The sequence below is a fragment of the Ruegeria sp. AM5 genome, from assembly GCF_056540645.1.
Map to the genome: position 1 here is coordinate 691,966 of NZ_JBQFXC010000002.1, position 15,558 is coordinate 707,523.

Below are 15,558 nucleotides of genomic sequence, written 5' to 3' on the forward strand. Positions count from 1 at the left end.
CTCTAACCTTTAAAGGAGACCCCGATGTCGATTACTGCCGCTGATAAAGCACGCGTCATGAAAGAATTCGCAACCAAGGACGGCGACACTGGTTCGCCTGAAGTCCAGGTTGCTATCCTGACCTCGCGCATCAACACCCTGACCGAGCACTTCAAAACCCACAAGAAAGACAACCACGGTCGTCGTGGTCTGCTGAAGATGGTTGCTCAGCGCCGTAAGCTGCTGGACTATCTGAAGGGCAAAGAAGAAGCACGCTATCAGGACCTGATCAAAAAGCTGGGCATCCGCCGCTAAACGCGTTTTGTTCATGTTGTACAGGCGCTGAGGCCCTGTTCGTACAAATTGTACATCTTGTACGCCCGCCATTTGGTGGGCGTATTTGTTTTGGTCACTGTCTAATCTAGTGAACTGTGCGGCGCGCGAATTTCCCGCCATGTTCATGAGAGACGGCACACACATACCTGCGGCCCAAACCTTACCGCTACGCAAAGAAGCGCAAACTTTTTTTAACTTCCTGTGAACCACTTCACTGAACGCGGTCAAAGATTGCGCCATTCTGAGGATGTTAGTGAGTAGGCGCTTCTTTTGTTTCGAGCGTCAGGTTTTTCATAGTCCTCCCTTTTTTACTGGGCGTGCCTGTAGCGGGCGCGCCCATTTTCGTTCGGGACACACTGATGAAACCTACTTGCCTTTGGTATCAAGCGCCTGAACGCCGGGATGGCGAAACAGTTTCGCCATCGCAATCAATGCCAGTACACCGCAGATGACCGCGAGCACGAAAGGCATCCGCAAATTGATAGCCATGAGGGACCCGCTGAGGGCCGTAATGGTCCCGGAGCCCAACGCGTAGATGGCGACTGTCACACCCATGACCCAACCTTGCTCGGTTGGGCCGACGCTCGCGGAAAACAACGAAAGCATGGTCGGGTACATGATCGCGAACGCGATGGTTATCGGAACAATCAGGACATAGGTCAGATCGGCCATGGGGTTCAGCATGAAGGCCAATATCCCAAGTGCCATCGCTGCAATGGAGACATACAGAATCGGAAACTTTTTGTACCGCTCGTGCAGCGGCGCGGTGAGGTAGGCACTGCCAAAGGCCATGGAGCCTCCGAACACGGCGAGGGCCATGCTGTTTTGAAGCGTACTGAACTTGAACCGGGTCAGCAGATACGTGTCGATGAAGAAGAAAAACGCATTCAGGCACATCAGCGAGAACAACATGACGACCGAAAGCCGCAAAACGACCGGGTGCGAGAAGACTTTCCACAGGTTCAAAACAACATCTAAAAGCCCGAAGTCAATTTTTTGTCTTTTGAAACCGGGTTCGGAGAAGAAGAACAGAATCAGTGCCATGTTGATCAGGATCAGGGCAATGGCGACGTAGAAAGGCAGTTCCAGTGACGCAAATGACCCCATCAGGTTTTGGTCGCTGAGCAATCCTGAAATCAGTGGCCCCCCGAGCAGGCCCAGCGCGGATGCCGCAACAATCATCCCGAGGTTTTTTGATTTCTCCTGATCGTCATGGCTGATGTCGATCAATGCGGCCTGCGCAATGGGTTGGTTGGCCGTCGTAAACCCGGAAATGGCGCGCCCCAAAAGCAACAGCCAATAGCTGGACGTCATGATCGCGGCCACAGTCAGAACATAGCCGATCAGGGCACCGGTAAGGCAGATCATGATGCCTGTTTTACGCCCGATATAGTCCGACAACTTGGCGATGAAGGCCGCCCCGAAAAAGTAGAACAGAAAGAAGACGACAATCAGAATCGTATATTCGAGCTGGCGGATATTCGTCGCTGTTCCATGTGCGAGGAAAGCCTGGTGTGGATCCAGCAGGATCGTGTTGAAAATCGGCACGATCAATCCAAAACCCATCACGTCAATGAAAACGACCAGCAACAGAGACAATCGTGAAAGGTTCATAACAGCTTCCTCATTACGGTCCCGGAATAATCCAATTTCAAAACGTCGAGGGGGCCGGCCACATCACAAGAAACACGCGCTGCGCCAAGATTTGCCCGGAGTCAGGGTATGAGCTCTTTTGTTTTCTGTCCAATTTGGCGCGGCGACGGGCGGTATCCGGGGGGCTGACCTTGGGTTTCGAATTGTGACGCCGCGTCGCGAAAGTCGGGCCCTAGGTTAGAAGGTTGACGTAAGCGTAAGAAGTGCCGTGATTTTTTTCCAAGCGGTCAAAAAAATGATGCAAACAGCAGATTTCTTCCCCCTTTCTCGGCACCCCATTTTTCTTACATGGACGGTGTCGCTGCGGGTTCACACTCACGGAAGTTGGTCTTTGAGCCCTTCCCTCAAGTGGCTTGGACCTGACCCGCAGCGGCAAGGATTTGATGACCATATGTTGCGGGAGTTGAATGATGCCATTGAAGACAATTCTGAGCCGGGTGTTTGCAACCAAGATGTCTGAGACGTCCAACGCCACAAATGCGCGGTCGATTTTGAATAATCCCTACGACCATAAGAAGGCAATTTCGAAGGTTGAGACAGCGGCGGTTCTTCGCGGGATCCTAGAAGATGAAAAGATGGAATATCCAACCCAAGGCAAACGCGAGGATTCGCTGCACTGACCGCCGTTTGGTACGCTCCCGACGACTGCTGCATGGGCACGCGCTACAGGGGCCGCTCCGGACCAAAAACGCCCGCCGAATTGGCGGGCGTTTCGGTTTTCTCAGGATAATCCCAGTTACATCTTGGCCTTTTCTGATTTAAGCGCCAGCCACAGGCAGTAGCACATGATCAGAACCACCAAGGTAAACGGAATTCCAGTCGACACCGCTGCCCCTTGCAAGGCAGAGAGACCTCCGCCCAGCAGCAGTGCGATTGCGACGAGGCCTTCAAGCGTGCACCAGAACACGCGTTGCACAACCGGTGCGTCCATCTTGCCGCCTGCCGTGATCGTATCGATCACCAGCGAGCCTGAGTCCGACGATGTGACAAAGAACACAACGATCAGGATCAGAGCGATCGGGGCAATGATGCCGTAAAGCGGCAGCTCTTTCAGGAAGCCGAACAGCGCGCCCTCGGGGGCATAGCTTTCGATCACTGTGGCGCGGACGCCCTCTGCTCCGCCTGCGTTCAGCATGTCAATTGCGGCGCCACCAAAGGTCGACATCCACAGGGCGCAAACCGCAGTGGGTGCCAACAAGGCGCAGATCACGAACTCACGCACCGTACGACCTTTGGAAATGCGGGCGATGAACATGCCCACGAAAGGTGACCACGCAATCCACCAGGCCCAGTAGAAGGTTGTCCAGCCGTGGAAGTAGCTGGTGTCTTCCCGACCGAACGGATTGGACAGGGCCGGTAGATGGGTCACGTAATCCACCATCACGTTGAAGTACCGTGCAATGGCGGTTCCGACACCGGTAACTACGATGACGAAGATGAACAGTCCTACGGCCATGATCATGTTGATCTCACTCAACCGTTTGACTCCTGCATCCATGCCCATCAGGACCGAGCCCAGTGCGATCATCGTAATGCCTATGATCAGCAGGACGGTGACGGTGGGGCTGGGTTCGATGCCAAAGACCTCATACAGCCCGGCGGCCACCTGTTGTGCGCCCAAACCCAATGATGTGGTCAGGCCGAAGAGGGTCGCGAATACTGCCAGAGTATCGATGATGTGGCCCCACCAGCCCCAGACGCGCTCGCCCAGGATCGGATAAAAAGCCGAACGCAGGGTCAATGGTAGCCCGAGATTATAGCTGAAGATTGCAAGCGCCAGACCAACGGCCGCATATACAGCCCAGCCTTCGAGACCCCAATGATGGATCGTGCCGACAATGCCGATGTATTCGTTACCCGGCACAGCGATATCGATGCCCAGCGGGCGGGCGTTGCCGTCTTCTGCAAAGTTGTAATAGACCGGCTCCATCACGCCGAAGAACAACAGCCCGATGCCGATCCCGGCCGCGAACATCATCGCGATCCATCCGGCGTAGGAATAGTCGGGTTTGGCGTCCTTGCCGCCGATCCGCACCTTGCCCACAGGCAAGATGATCAGCACCAGACAGAACAGGGTGATTGCGTCAACCGACAGCACCAGAAACCAGTCAAACGTGCTGGTCAGCCATGGCCGGAGCCAGCCAAAGAACGTGGCTGCGGATTCCTGATTTGCCAGCGCGATCAGGACGAACGCAAAGATCAGGATACTAGAGATCAAAAAGACCGGGTTATGGATGTCCAGACCGAAAGGCCGGACATTGTCCTGCCCCAGCTCATATTCGGTCTCAAAGTCATAAATCCGGGGATCCGGATCCAGCATTTTCTTGGTTTGTGCCATGCGTCTGCCCTTCTGTTCGCTACGTGCAAACGCCAAGGTATTCGACCGGCGGACGGAGGTGATATTCGTATTCCCTTGGCGCGTTTCCGTCGTTTCGACCGCAGGTATGGTGGTTTCAGCCTATACGGATACTAAATTTTCACCAAATATATTCGATTTCGCGAATAGTTAGGCGGTGGGAGCGACCGAATTAGCTTTCAGAGCTGCAAATATCCTGTTATTCAACCAAATGGTTGACTGAAGCAGAAAAGGCATGTAATTCATCCAAATGGTTGAACGAGAGAATCGCTATGACCTAAGCGCTATATTGAAGGCCGCGTCCGACCCAACCCGCCGCGTGATCCTAACGATGCTCGCGCAGCAGGGCCCCTTGCGGGTGACGGATATTGCGCAGCAATTCGATATGAGCCTCAACTCGGTGTCCAAGCACATCAAGGTGCTCGAGAATGCCGGGCTGGTGCGGCGTCGGACGGAATGGCGCGAGCATCTGATCGAGGTGCAGATGGCCCCCTTGTCAGCCGTGGATGACTGGTTCGCCGGGCTGCGTTCGATCTGGGCGCTTCGGCTGGACGCCTTGGAAACTGCTTTGGAGGACCCAGAAGATGACGGAACTGTCCCTTGAAATAACCCGCGCCATTCCGCACCCGCCGGAAAAGGTTTTTGATGCTTGGCTAGACCCGGAAATGTTGGCCAAGTTCATGCTGCCCGGTCCCAACATGTCAGTGCCCGAAGCTTATTCTGACGCCAAGGTAGGGGGCCGGTTCAAGATCATCATGCGCGCGCCCGAGGCCGGGGACCTTCCGCATGAGGGCGAATACAAGGTGATCGACCGGCCCAATCGGCTGCAATTCACTTGGAACTCTCCTTACAGTCAGGACGATTCCACCGTGACGCTAGATTTCACGCCCACCGACAAGGGTACGGAATTGCGCCTGCACCACATCCGCTTCCCTTCGGAAGAAAGCCGCAACAATCACGAAGGTGGCTGGACCCGAATCCTTGAGACGCTGGAGGGTGCGCTGTGATCAACTGGCTCGCCCTTGGCGTGGGTGTGATCGCGGCCTTTCTGCTGGGCTGGCTGGTCTACGGACCCGTCGGCTTTCAGAAACGCTGGGCCGAGGGAACACGGATCGACCCCACCCCGCCCGAATCTCCACCCCTGCCGCAGATGGCGGCCCAGATCGTTTTCCTGATCCTGCTAGCCGCTGTGATCGCGGTGACCGAGACCAACAACAGCCTTGGCGTTGCGGTGCTGGCGATCCTCGCAGTGGCTGCTCAGGCCGCATCGGTCGGGGCATGGGCACAGAAAAGCGGCTTCGCCATCGCAGTCGACACCGGATATGCGCTGGGCTGCGGCGTGGTGATGATATTGGCGCACGCTATCCTTTGATACATCGGCCCCTGCCCAGCTTGGGCGGGCGTTAGGCAATCCCCTGCCCCCCAAAAACTCCCGACTTTCCAAAGCTTGCAAACTGATGTATGGGCCTGTCATCTGAGACGTTGTGCCCTGACCCCGGCACTCGAATGGAAGATAAAGTGGGGTCGGCGGCAATGGGGCCGCCATGCAAACCGGAGACCCGCAGGGGCGGGAGTGCTCCGTTCTAGGATACGCATATGTTTGATGTAACAAAGAAATCGATTCAGTGGGGCGAAGAGACGCTGACACTGGAAACCGGCAAGGTTGCCCGTCAGGCCGACGGCAGCGTGATTGCCACGCTGGGCGAAACCAGCGTCATGGCAAACGTGACCTTTGCCCGTGCTCAAAAGCCCGGTCAGGATTTTTTCCCGCTGACCGTACACTATCAAGAAAAATACTATGCCGCCGGTAAGGTTCCGGGTGGCTTCTTCAAGCGCGAAGCGCGCCCGACCGAGAAAGAGACGCTGACCGCGCGTCTGATCGACCGTCCGATCCGCCCGCTGTTTGTTGACGGCTTCAAAAACGAAGTTCTGGTGATGTGCACCGTGCTGTCCCACGATCTGGTCAACGACCCCGACATCGTTGCGATGATCGCGGCATCCGCTGCTCTGACCATTTCCGGCGCGCCGTTCATGGGTCCGATCGCCGGTGCCCGCGTTGGTTTCGAGGATGGCGAATACGTTCTGAACCCGACCGTCGACGACATGCAGGACCTGCGCCTGAACCCTGAACAGCGTCTGGACCTGGTTGTCGCCGGTACCAAAGACGCCGTGATGATGGTGGAATCGGAAGCGTACGAACTGTCCGAGGCGGAAATGCTGGGCGCGGTAAACTTCGCGCATGAGCAAATTCAGCCCGTGATCGACCTGATCATCTCGCTGGCCGAAGAAGCCGCGAAAGAGCCGTTCGAATTTGTCGCCCCCGATTACTCGGAGCTGTCCGCCGCTGTTTCGGCTGCCGGTGAAGAGAAGATGCGCGCCGCGTTCGCGATCACCGACAAGCAAGAGCGCACCGCCGCTGTTGCCGCGGCCCGTGAAGCGATCAAGGAAGCGTTGACCGAAGAGCAACTAGAAGACGGCAATCTCGGTTCCGCTATGAAGAAGCTGGAAGCTGGCATTCTGCGCGGTGACGTCGTCAAAGGCGGCAAGCGTATCGACGGTCGTTCGACCACCGATATCCGTTCGATCGTCGCAGAAACCTCGATGTTGCCGCGGACCCACGGTTCTGCCCTGTTCACCCGTGGTGAGACTCAGGCATTGGCCGTGACCACGCTGGGCACCGGTGACGACGAACAGTTCATCGACGCGCTACACGGCAACTTCAAATCGAACTTCCTGCTGCACTACAACTTCCCTCCCTACTCGGTGGGTGAAGTTGGCCGCGTGGGTGGTCCGGGCCGTCGTGAGATCGGCCACGGCAAGCTGGCATGGCGTGCCCTGCAGGCGGTTCTGCCTGCAGCGACCGACTTCCCCTACACGATCCGCATCGTGTCGGAGATCACCGAATCCAACGGCTCGTCCTCGATGGCGTCGGTTTGCGGTGGTTCGCTTTCGATGATGGATGCGGGCGTTCCGCTGAAAGCACCGGTTGCCGGTGTGGCCATGGGTCTGATCCTGGAAGATGACGGCAACTATGCCATCCTGTCGGACATTCTGGGTGACGAAGACCACCTTGGCGACATGGACTTCAAAGTGGCTGGCACCGAAAACGGCATCACCTCGCTGCAGATGGACATCAAGGTTGCGGGCATCACGCCTGAGATCATGGAGAAAGCCCTGGCGCAAGCCAAGGACGGCCGGATGCACATTCTGGGTGAGATGGGCAAAGCCCTGTCCGAGACCAACGAATTCTCGGTCCACGCCCCGCGCATCGAGACCATGAACATCCCCACCGACAAGATCCGTGAAGTGATCGGTTCGGGCGGTAAGGTCATCCGCGAGATCGTCGAGGTTTCGGGTGCCAAGGTCGACATCAATGACGACGGCGTCATCAAGATCGCGTCGCCCGACGGTGAATCGATCAAGAAGGCCTATGAGATGATCCACTCGATCGTTGCTGAGCCGGAAGAGGGCCAGATCTACACCGGTAAAGTGGTCAAGATCGTCGACTTCGGTGCCTTCGTGAACTTCTTTGGCAAGCGCGACGGTCTGGTACACGTGTCCCAGATCGAAAACCGCCGCCTGAACCATCCGTCGGATGTTCTGAAAGAAGGTCAGGAAGTAAAGGTCAAGCTTCTGGGCTTTGACGATCGCGGCAAGGTGCGCCTGTCGATGAAAGTTGTCGATCAGGAAACCGGCGAAGAGATCGTTCCCGAGAAGAAAGAAAAGAAAGAGGAAAGCGCAGAGTAATCTGCCTCTTTTGCAAGAACGAAGGCCCCGGTAATCTGCCGGGGCCTTTTTCTTTGGGCGAATGTCGAGTGCCGTAGCGATACTGTGGAATGTGCCGATCATCAGCTGGTGCTGGGGTAGGCTTCAATTTAGATGAGGATACAGTTTTAATCGCTGAGTGCATTGCCCTGAAACAGAGCCTCGCAACCACTTAAAACGTTGGCTTTACAGGCCCGAGGCATCTACTTGGGCGTTCTTTTCTACTCATTGCCGATAAATGAATGAATTTACGACGATATCCGATCGTTTCTTGGTTTATTTCTTTTCTTCGATCAAAAGCTCTTCTATGAGCGCGCCTAACAGTTGCGTCCTCGATTTGACCTTAGCTTTTTTGTAGATTGAATTGTTCTGGGACTTGATTGTTCCCTCGCTGGTCTCGCGCAGTTTAGCTATTTCTGCGAGGGACAGGCCCTTTACGGTGAGCAGTGCAACATCTCGTTCCGCAGCACTAAGGCCCCAACGGTCGAACTGTAGTTCCAGCATCCGAAAAAACTCGCCTTGTGCCTTTCGCAGGTTCTGTTTGACTTCTTGGTGACGTCGCAAAAACAGCCTGTGGCTTTGCCAAATCAAAAGCCCCCCAAGAATAAACCCAAATAGGGTGATGAGAGCCGTGATTTCATGGACCACCCAACTCGCGGAAAAAATGTAGTACCCTGTTATTTCGCCAATCAATTCGATCACAAACGTCAAAGCAGAGATCGCATATACAGCGATCCCCGCTTTGAACATGGCTTCTTTTTTAAACCATTTGTTCAAACCCCAATCTCGCTTGGGCTCAAGTTGGAAGCTGAATTAATCATCGTCGCCTTCGTCATCCCCTTCGCCATCGTCGCCTTCGCTATCGCGCTCGCCATCGTCGCCTTCGCTATCGCGTTCGCCGTCATCGCCTTCGCTATCGCGTTCGCCGTCATCGCCTTCGCTGTCGCGCTCGCCATCGTCGCCCTCGCTGTCGCGCTCACCATCGTCGCCTTCGCTGTCGCGCTCACCATCGTCGCCTTCGCTATCGTTTTCCCCATCGCCTTCGTCATCGTCACCTTCGTCATCAAATCCTTCGTCGTCATCTTCGTCGTCATCTTCGTCATCAAAATCTTCGTCGTCATCTTCCTCATCGTCGAACTCATCGTCTCGCTCTGAACGATCCCGAACGATGGTTCCGTCTTTCCCCAGCACCACTTCTCTCTCGATTCCAGGTCCAGTCGCTTCAAAGCGAAGGTTCCCAAACAGCGTGTTGGTTATTTCGATTCGTTGGAAACCTTGTTCTGTGAGTTCGTCGATGATGTCTTGCTTGGTGGTTTGCGAAAGCGCCGTGGTGGCCATCAGAACGAAAGTTGAAGTCAGACCGATAGTTTTCTTGTTCATGTTCCCATCCTCAAAGGAATTGCCAATTGAACTAAAACATCGGCGCTTTGCGATGGGAATATAACTTAGGTTGGTTAGGCCAGACTTGAACCAAAGAACTATATCCTCAACGGTACTGGGTAATGCGCGCAATGTGCGGGAACGTGGATTTGGAAAGCGCCGAAAAATTTTACAGGAGCAAATTCCTGAATTTGATCTCGGACCGATCTGAATTTACAGCCATGTAGTTTTTGAAGGTGACACCGAGGATATGCCCGAAGCCAAGAAATTCGAAAAGCTCTTCTCTACTCCAATGATGCGATTTGTGGTGCCTAACAGTGCAGCGCTTAATGCGGCGATTCTGTTTGAGGCCGAAAAGATGCGTGAGGAAGACGAGGGTGCCTCAAAATCCAATCGCGGCGGATGGCACTCAAATGGAAACCTCTTTGATCGCGATACGCCCGCTATTCAGAATTTGCGAGACGCGGCCGAAGATGCGGTGTTTCAAATAACGCGAAAGGTCTCAGACAAGGTTGAACTGGATAAACTTCGCCTGAAACTGTTCGGGTGGATAAACGACAATCCTTCCGGCGGGTACAATGCGCCGCATACTCATCCCGGCGCGCATTGGTCTGGAGTGTACTATGTTTCTCAACCCGAGATCGAAGAAGGTTCGTCTGGAATGATTGAGTTTCTCGACCCTCGAAACGAGTTGCCTCACTGGCGCATACTTCAGGCGAGTGCGTTTCGGAACAAAAAGAAGCTGCGCCCGGCAGCAGGCGAAATGATCCTTTTTCCATCCTATCTGACCCATTGGGTCCACCCAAACCAAAGTAAAGAAAGCCGCGTCACGGTTGCCTTCAACGCAACCTTTCGACGTCCAAAATCGGATCCCACTTAATCGCCTCGAGATACGCAGCCTCTGTGGTATCGAACATCATGGCAATGTTTCGCCTGGTCAGCGCAGTCAGCGCGGCTTTCAGTTTCCATCAGAATATACAATCTTTTGGCAGCGAGACCGCGTTCAACTGACGTATCCGATCCCTACCACCGCCTCGGTAGGCGTGCCCACAGTCGATCCAACCATAGCCAATCTGCCTTTTTCGATCAGTGCCGCTTTCGAGCCCTGCGCGTCACGGTAAACGATATGTTAACACTTCTAAGTTGAGTTAGCTCAAAGTTAAGGAAATCCAAATCATCTGGGACGTCGCCGCGCTTTGGCCTCTATCACCATCTTTGAGATCGACGGAGATCCGTTTGGCAACCCCAGTGTGACGGTGACCCAGGGGTTTCAGGTCACCATTACTGATGATGATAATTTTCTCGAAAATCCGGACAACAACGGCAGCCAACAGTTCGATACCCTCCCAATCCCCGGGCTGAACAACTCCGGCAGCTTTCAAATATTTGAAGGCTACAGCGCGACGGTCGGAGGTGCACCGGTCACCTACACACTGCTGCAATTCTCGGGTACGCAATACATCGTTGTGACCTCGGGAAACGTTGCTGTTAACGATGTACTGACAGGCAACTCACTGGCCCAGAGTACTGCACCTGCGGTCGAATATGACAACCTTCCCAGCTTTGTCTGCTTTACTTCGGGGTCACATATTCTGACACCATCGGGCCAGCGTCTGATCGAAGAAGTCAAAGCAGGCGATCATGTGATCACCGCAGATGGCACCGGTCGGGCCGTGCGCTGGGTGGGTCGGCGACGGCTGAGTGAGGCGGATCTGAGACAGACCCCTAAGCATTGCCCGATCCGGATCAGTGCGGGCAGTCTTGGGCCGCAGACACCATCGCGAGATCTGCTGCTGTCACCTCAGCATCGGGTTGTCGTGTCCTCACCTGCATTGGAATTGCATCATAGTCACCCGATGATGTTGGCGACGGCCAAGTCTCTGCTCAACGGCAAGTCTATCACGCAAGTACCGCCAAGCGGGGGCGTCGAGTACATTCACATTCTATTCGACCAGCATGAGCTGGTGAATGTCGAAGGATTGTGGTCGGAATCGTTTTATCCCGGCGGATATACGCTGGACGCGATGAGCAGTGCAGTGAAGGAGGAACTATTCGAGCTGTTCCCTGAGCTTCATTCCGACACAGGCGGCTATGGTGATACGGTGCTGCCGGTTCTGAAACCGTACGAAGTGCAGATGCTGCGCCCGGAGCTATCTGCCCCTTGCGGCGCAACCTCGGCGTTTGCGCATTAGAAGAAGGCGGGGGCTTTCGCCCCCTGCCCGTTGATCCGATTACGACGGCGCTTTGGTTTTGCGCAGATAGGGGAAGATCGTCTCGAACTCGCCGAACTTCTCTTTTGCCTCATCGTTGGAGACCGCAGGTGGAATGATCACATCCTCACCCGGCACCCAATTTGCGGGGGTTGCCACGCCCTTGGCGCTCATCTGCAGGCCATCGAGTGCACGCAGGATTTCAGCAAAGTTGCGGCCCACGGTCATCGGGTAGGTCATGGACAGTTTCAACTGCTTATCGGGTCCGATGATAAAGACAGAGCGTACAGTTGCGCTGTCGGCAGGCGTGCGGCCGTCGGGCAGATAGGCCTCGGCCGGCAGCATGTCGAAGGCTTTGGACACAGCCAGACCGTCATCGGCGATGATCGGGAAGCCGGGGTTGGCGTTGCCATAGGCCTCGATATCTTTTTTCCACTTCTTATGATCTTCGACACCGTCCACGGACACGCCGATCACTTTGGTGTTCCGCGCCGCCCATTCATCGTTCAACTGCGCAACTGCCGAAAACTCGGTCGTGCAAACAGGAGTGAAGTCCTTGGGGTGTGAGAACAGGATGGCCCAGCTATCGCCAATCCAGTCATGAAACTGGACGGTGCCCTGATCTGTCTCTGCGGTGAAATTCGGGACCGTATCATTGATGCGCAAACCCATTGGGAAACTCCTTTCCTGTGAAAAATCGCGAGTCGATTGCTGCCAACCTAATCACTTTGCGCAGAGGTTAAACCATTCATATTGCGCTGTCAGAAGATTCAGCAGGTAGATAATTTGATCAAATTATGTTTTACCCTTGCCCGACACCCGGGTGGGTGACAGAGTGCGAATGAAAACCGACCGTTCGGTCGATTGATTCCTGATCCGGAGGATGAGCCATGATCGAAAAACGCGATTTCTATATCAACGGCAAATGGGTCGCCCCATCAGAGCCGAATGATTTCGAAGTGATCGACCCGTCGACCGAAGAACCATGCGCGGTGATCTCATTGGGGTCAGAGGCTGACACTAACGCAGCGGTCGCCGCGGCCAAAGCTGCTCTGCCTGGTTGGATGGCAACCCCGGTGGACGAGCGCATCGCTTTGGTAGAGAAACTGGTCGATATATACGCCACCCGCTCAGAGGATCTGGCCCAGGCGATGTCGATGGAGATGGGTGCACCGATCGATATGGCGCGCAGCCAGCAATCGGGCGCGGGGATCTATCACCTGAAAAACTTCATCCGTGCCGCCAAGGCGTTCCAATTCGAACGCCCACTGGGCGATCATGCGCCGAATGACCGGATCATCTATGAAGCGGTGGGTGTGGCAGCCCTGATCACCCCATGGAATTGGCCGATGAATCAGGTCACGCTCAAAGTCGGGGCCGCCGCGATTGCGGGCTGCACGATGGTGCTGAAACCGTCCGAGCAAAGCCCGCTGAACGCGATGATCTTTGCTGAGATGATGGATGAGGCTGGTTTCCCGGCTGGTGTTTTCAACCTGGTAAATGGCGATGGCGTGGGCGTGGGCTCTCAGCTCTCGGGGCACGCAGATGTTGATATGGTCAGCTTCACCGGTTCGACCCGCGCGGGCACGGCGATTTCCAAGAATGCGGCGGATACACTGAAGAAAGTGCATCTGGAACTGGGCGGCAAAGGGGCCAATGTGGTCTTCGCCGATGCCGACGAAAAGGCGGTGAAACGCGGCGTCCTGCACATGATGAACAACACCGGTCAAAGCTGTAACGCGCCCAGCCGGATGCTGGTGCAGCGTCCGATCTATGATCAGGCGGTTGAGACAGCCGCCGAAGTGGCAAACAAGGTCACCGTCGGCAGTGCCACCGAGGAAGGCCGACATATCGGACCGGTGGTGAACGAAGTGCAGTGGACCAAAATTCAGGACCTGATCCAGAAAGGAATTGATGAGGGCGCGCGTCTGGTGGCAGGCGGTACCGGTCGCCCTGAGGGACTGAACAAGGGCTACTATGTGCGTCCTACGGTCTTTGCAGATGCCAACAACCAGATGACCATCGCGCGCGAGGAGATTTTTGGCCCGGTTCTGACCATGATCCCCTTCGATACCGAAGAAGAAGCCATCGAGATTGCCAATGACACACCTTACGGGCTGACCAATTATGTTCAGACCCAAGACGGTGCACGCGCCAACCGAATGGCTCGCGTCTTGCGGTCGGGCATGGTTGAGATGAACGGCCAGTCGCGCAGCGCGGGGTCCCCGTTTGGTGGGATGAAACAGTCCGGCAATGGCCGCGAAGGCGGGGTTTGGGGCTTGGAGGACTTCCTTGAGGTCAAAGCCGTTGGCGGTTGGGCCGCCGAATAACCCTGTCTGAAAATATCAAAATGTGAGGCACCTTAGGGTGCCTCGCTTTGTTTCTTACGCAGGTCGGACGATAAGCTGCGGCTCTCCGTCCGACGTGTGACGGGTGGATCGACCATCCCAGCCAATCTCACCTGTCACCCGCTGGCGAAGGGACGAAAAACTGTCGAACCGGACCACATCTACGGGCACGTCGAACTGCAGGGTCACCCGGCGATGTCCGCCATCCCCAATCATGGTCAGACCGCGGATTTCGGCGGTGAAGGGCTGACCCAGATATCGGCCCTCAACCCGATCACCAACGCGCAACTGCACTCGATTTCCTGCCATCGCGTGCAACGTGTTCCAATCCCGCGAACCGTGTTGATGCGCCAACAGTTCCAGCGCCTCGCTATGTGATAGCTTCACGCCGGCGTCCTGCAGGCGTTTGCGCAGGCGTTTTGCCTGCTCTTTCAGCTCCGCAACCGGAGCGATGTTCTGAATATGTGTCATGGTGTGCCTCGTTTCCTGAAACGGGCGCGAAATCTGGACGGGGTTCGCATTGCCATCCGCGCGCCTGGAAAGGGCAACAGATGTGATTCAATCGGGTTTCACCAAAGCCAAAGGCCGCGAACGGCAGGGGACCCGAACCTGCCGTGCATATGGCAACGACGCGCCAGAATGTCAATCAGGCGTCGGCCTGCGCCGCCTCATAGGCCAGCATGGCGCGCTTGACGGGCAGTCCCCAGTGGTAGCCGCCCAGGCCGCCCGATTTGCGTAAGGCACGGTGGCACGGGATCAGCCAACTGACCGGGTTGCGCCCGACCGCGGTGCCCACGGCGCGTACCGCTTGCGGTGAACCAACCCGCTGCGCGATTTCTGAATAGGTGGTGACCTGTCCTGAGGGGATATGCATCAGCGCCTCCCACACTTTGATCTGCAAGGGCGAGCCGATCAGATACAGCGGGGTCGGCTCCAACCGGTCGCTGGCTGCTCCGAAAGCGCTGAGCACCCAAGGCCGCAGGCGCATCGGGTCTTCGACAAATTCGGCATTGGGCCAGCGCGAGATCATATCTTCCATCGCGGCTTCCTCGCCGGTCTCGGCCCCGAAGGCGATGCCGCAGATGCCCTTGTCGGTTCCCATGACCAGCGCAGGGCCGAAGGGACATTCAAACCAGCCCCAATAGATCGTAAGACCCGCGCCTTTGCGGGCATATTCACCGGGGCTCATGGATTCCCATTTCAGGAACAGGTCATGCAGCCGCCCACTACCGGACAGCCCCACATTATGGGCGGTTTCTAACGTGGTGAAACGCTCGTGCAACAGCGCCTTGGCGTGACCGAGTGTCAGGTATTGCTGGTATCGCTTCGGAGAAACCCCGGTCCAACGTGAGAACAGGCGCTGGAAATGGGCCGGGCTCATATCCATCTGGCGGGCGAGATCTTCAAGGCTCAGACTTTCTCCGCCCTGATCGATCAATTCAATCGCGCGCCGCATGACGTTGTAGTGATATCCGCTTTCCGGGTTCTGGATGTTCATGGGTCTCACCTCATTCGCTTGCGTAAATCATAG

General features: G+C 55.8%; 16 protein-coding genes. 9 read left to right on the forward strand and 7 right to left on the reverse strand.

Annotated features, from left to right (window positions below):
• Positions 1-24 precede the first annotated feature (24 nt).
• Entirely contained in the window at positions 25-294 is a 270-nt protein-coding gene (rpsO, locus tag ACR0AH_RS08995) for a 30S ribosomal protein S15 (protein ID WP_050605082.1), read from the forward strand.
• A gap of 387 nt (positions 295-681) precedes the next feature.
• On the opposite strand, the gene ACR0AH_RS09000 is transcribed toward rpsO, so the two are convergent.
• Positions 682-1,929 (reverse strand): MFS transporter, encoded by a 1,248-nt coding sequence (locus ACR0AH_RS09000; protein WP_480591507.1) that lies wholly within the window; start codon positions 1,927-1,929, stop codon positions 682-684.
• 449 nt (positions 1,930-2,378) lie between these two features.
• On the opposite strand from ACR0AH_RS09000, the gene ACR0AH_RS09005 reads away from it, so the two are divergent.
• Positions 2,379-2,588 carry a hypothetical protein gene (locus ACR0AH_RS09005; protein WP_170408501.1) on the forward strand — a complete coding sequence of 70 codons (210 nt, stop codon included), beginning with the start codon at positions 2,379-2,381 and terminating at the stop codon, positions 2,586-2,588.
• A 116-nt stretch (positions 2,589-2,704) separates the two neighbouring features.
• Here the strand turns inward: ACR0AH_RS09005 and ACR0AH_RS09010 are convergent, their stop codons facing one another.
• Positions 2,705-4,306: a BCCT family transporter gene (locus ACR0AH_RS09010; protein WP_170394697.1), complete on the reverse strand. Its 1,602-nt coding sequence runs from the start codon at positions 4,304-4,306 to the stop codon at positions 2,705-2,707.
• A 268-nt stretch (positions 4,307-4,574) separates the two neighbouring features.
• Between ACR0AH_RS09010 and ACR0AH_RS09015 the strand changes: the two genes are divergently transcribed.
• The 4 genes from ACR0AH_RS09015 (at position 4,575) to pnp (ending at position 8,071) form a co-directional block, all read left to right on the forward strand.
• Positions 4,575-4,928 carry a metalloregulator ArsR/SmtB family transcription factor gene (locus ACR0AH_RS09015; protein WP_170408502.1) on the forward strand — a complete coding sequence of 118 codons (354 nt, stop codon included), beginning with the start codon at positions 4,575-4,577 and terminating at the stop codon, positions 4,926-4,928.
• Positions 4,909-5,331, forward strand: a complete 423-nt coding sequence (locus tag ACR0AH_RS09020; RefSeq protein ID WP_170394703.1) for an SRPBCC family protein — start codon at positions 4,909-4,911, stop codon at positions 5,329-5,331. Before ACR0AH_RS09015 ends, ACR0AH_RS09020 begins: the two co-directional genes overlap by 20 nt.
• Complete coding sequence (locus tag ACR0AH_RS09025) at positions 5,328-5,696, forward strand: DUF1761 family protein (protein WP_170513987.1); 369 nt, start codon at positions 5,328-5,330, stop codon at positions 5,694-5,696. Before ACR0AH_RS09020 ends, ACR0AH_RS09025 begins: the two co-directional genes overlap by 4 nt.
• Before the next feature lie 224 nt (positions 5,697-5,920).
• Entirely contained in the window at positions 5,921-8,071 is a 2,151-nt protein-coding gene (pnp, locus tag ACR0AH_RS09030) for a polyribonucleotide nucleotidyltransferase (protein WP_170515055.1), read from the forward strand.
• 294 nt (positions 8,072-8,365) lie between these two features.
• Here pnp and ACR0AH_RS09035 read toward each other — a convergent pair whose 3' ends face one another.
• Both ACR0AH_RS09035 and ACR0AH_RS09040 read right to left on the reverse strand, forming a co-directional pair.
• Complete coding sequence (locus ACR0AH_RS09035) at positions 8,366-8,866, reverse strand: helix-turn-helix transcriptional regulator (RefSeq protein WP_170394711.1); 501 nt, start codon at positions 8,864-8,866, stop codon at positions 8,366-8,368.
• Positions 8,867-8,902: 36 nt separating this feature from the next.
• The gene (locus tag ACR0AH_RS09040; protein WP_170566944.1) at positions 8,903-9,469 is read right to left on the reverse strand and encodes a hypothetical protein; all 567 of its coding nucleotides are present in this window, start codon (positions 9,467-9,469) and stop codon (positions 8,903-8,905) included.
• A 250-nt stretch (positions 9,470-9,719) separates the two neighbouring features.
• Here ACR0AH_RS09040 and ACR0AH_RS09045 point away from each other — a divergent pair, with 250 nt between their 5' ends.
• Together ACR0AH_RS09045 and ACR0AH_RS09050 are read left to right on the forward strand one after the other, a co-directional pair.
• On the forward strand, positions 9,720-10,349 hold the full coding sequence (locus ACR0AH_RS09045; protein ID WP_170408506.1) for a TIGR02466 family protein: 630 nt from the start codon (positions 9,720-9,722) through the stop codon (positions 10,347-10,349).
• A 316-nt stretch (positions 10,350-10,665) separates the two neighbouring features.
• Positions 10,666-11,661: a Hint domain-containing protein gene (locus ACR0AH_RS09050; protein WP_170613331.1), complete on the forward strand. Its 996-nt coding sequence runs from the start codon at positions 10,666-10,668 to the stop codon at positions 11,659-11,661.
• Positions 11,662-11,700: 39 nt separating this feature from the next.
• Here ACR0AH_RS09050 and ACR0AH_RS09055 read toward each other — a convergent pair whose 3' ends face one another.
• Positions 11,701-12,351: a peroxiredoxin gene (locus tag ACR0AH_RS09055; RefSeq protein WP_170408508.1), complete on the reverse strand. Its 651-nt coding sequence runs from the start codon at positions 12,349-12,351 to the stop codon at positions 11,701-11,703.
• A gap of 218 nt (positions 12,352-12,569) precedes the next feature.
• Here ACR0AH_RS09055 and ACR0AH_RS09060 point away from each other — a divergent pair, with 218 nt between their 5' ends.
• Complete coding sequence (locus ACR0AH_RS09060; RefSeq protein WP_170466599.1) at positions 12,570-14,009, forward strand: aldehyde dehydrogenase family protein; 1,440 nt, start codon at positions 12,570-12,572, stop codon at positions 14,007-14,009.
• A 54-nt stretch (positions 14,010-14,063) separates the two neighbouring features.
• Here the strand turns inward: ACR0AH_RS09060 and ACR0AH_RS09065 are convergent, their stop codons facing one another.
• Positions 14,064-14,498 carry a glyoxalase superfamily protein gene (locus ACR0AH_RS09065; protein WP_480591512.1) on the reverse strand — a complete coding sequence of 145 codons (435 nt, stop codon included), beginning with the start codon at positions 14,496-14,498 and terminating at the stop codon, positions 14,064-14,066.
• Positions 14,499-14,673: 175 nt separating this feature from the next.
• Positions 14,674-15,525: a methylated-DNA--[protein]-cysteine S-methyltransferase gene (locus ACR0AH_RS09070; protein ID WP_480591515.1), complete on the reverse strand. Its 852-nt coding sequence runs from the start codon at positions 15,523-15,525 to the stop codon at positions 14,674-14,676.
• Positions 15,526-15,558 lie beyond the last annotated feature (33 nt).

What these genes read in the sequence shown, in the direction of transcription:
- rpsO (WP_050605082.1), top strand. Translation starts at nt 25, where the DNA reads ATGTCGATTACTGCCGCTGATAAAGCACGCGTCATGAAAGAATTCGCA.
- ACR0AH_RS09000 (WP_480591507.1), bottom strand. Translation starts at nt 1,929, where the DNA reads ATGAACCTTTCACGATTGTCTCTGTTGCTGGTCGTTTTCATTGACGTG.
- ACR0AH_RS09005 (WP_170408501.1), top strand. Translation starts at nt 2,379, where the DNA reads ATGCCATTGAAGACAATTCTGAGCCGGGTGTTTGCAACCAAGATGTCT.
- ACR0AH_RS09010 (WP_170394697.1), bottom strand. Translation starts at nt 4,306, where the DNA reads ATGGCACAAACCAAGAAAATGCTGGATCCGGATCCCCGGATTTATGAC.
- ACR0AH_RS09015 (WP_170408502.1), top strand. Translation starts at nt 4,575, where the DNA reads ATGGTTGAACGAGAGAATCGCTATGACCTAAGCGCTATATTGAAGGCC.
- ACR0AH_RS09020 (WP_170394703.1), top strand. Translation starts at nt 4,909, where the DNA reads ATGACGGAACTGTCCCTTGAAATAACCCGCGCCATTCCGCACCCGCCG.
- pnp (WP_170515055.1), top strand. Translation starts at nt 5,921, where the DNA reads ATGTTTGATGTAACAAAGAAATCGATTCAGTGGGGCGAAGAGACGCTG.
- ACR0AH_RS09040 (WP_170566944.1), bottom strand. Translation starts at nt 9,469, where the DNA reads ATGAACAAGAAAACTATCGGTCTGACTTCAACTTTCGTTCTGATGGCC.
- ACR0AH_RS09045 (WP_170408506.1), top strand. Translation starts at nt 9,720, where the DNA reads ATGCCCGAAGCCAAGAAATTCGAAAAGCTCTTCTCTACTCCAATGATG.
- ACR0AH_RS09055 (WP_170408508.1), bottom strand. Translation starts at nt 12,351, where the DNA reads ATGGGTTTGCGCATCAATGATACGGTCCCGAATTTCACCGCAGAGACA.
- ACR0AH_RS09060 (WP_170466599.1), top strand. Translation starts at nt 12,570, where the DNA reads ATGATCGAAAAACGCGATTTCTATATCAACGGCAAATGGGTCGCCCCA.
- ACR0AH_RS09065 (WP_480591512.1), bottom strand. Translation starts at nt 14,498, where the DNA reads ATGACACATATTCAGAACATCGCTCCGGTTGCGGAGCTGAAAGAGCAG.
- ACR0AH_RS09070 (WP_480591515.1), bottom strand. Translation starts at nt 15,525, where the DNA reads ATGAACATCCAGAACCCGGAAAGCGGATATCACTACAACGTCATGCGG.